At 59.1% G+C, this 602-nt stretch carries 1 protein-coding gene; it reads right to left on the bottom strand.

The window, feature by feature from the left end:
* Positions 1 to 602: IS66 family transposase (gene tnpC / locus AACY49_RS29920; protein WP_339527817.1), on the bottom strand; the 602-nt coding region annotated here is incomplete at both ends.

Raw genomic sequence — 602 nt, forward strand, 5'->3', positions numbered from 1 at the left:
TCCAGGACTGGCTGCTGGGCTCCCGATCCTGCTCTTTCAACACCTGCACGCGGGTTTCATCGCAGTGGATGACGCGGCTTTCCAATAACTGGTCGCGCATTAAATTCAGCAGTGGTTGCAAGTGTTCACCGCACTGGATAACCCAGCGGGCCAAGGTCTGGCGCGGGATATCGATGCCATGGCGGCCCAGCACTTTTTCAAAACGGTGAAGCGGCAAACCGTCCACGTATTTGGTGGTCAGCAGCATCGCCAGCACGCTTGGGCTGGCCATGCTTTTTTCAATCAGTTGAGCGGGCTTGTCCGCAGTGACCGGTGCCGTTTCACAGGCACGGCAACCGTAGACCTTACGGACGTGTTTGATCACGCGGATTTGCATCGGCACGATTTCAAGCTGCTCGCTGAGCTCCTCGCCGATGGCGTGTTTGCGGCAGCCGCAGGCACAGGTCAGTTCATGTTCGGGCAGTTCGTGGATGACTTCGATGCGGGGGAGATCGGCCGGCAGCGGTTTGCGTTTGCCACGCCGCTGGGTCGGCGCAACAGCCTCTTCTTCTGCCGCTTCATCAATGGGCTCGACGACGCTTTCCGCCTCATTGAACAGGGCC

This window comes from Pseudomonas sp. EL_65y_Pfl2_R96 (assembly GCF_963970905.1).
Taxonomy (GTDB): domain Bacteria; phylum Pseudomonadota; class Gammaproteobacteria; order Pseudomonadales; family Pseudomonadaceae; genus Aquipseudomonas.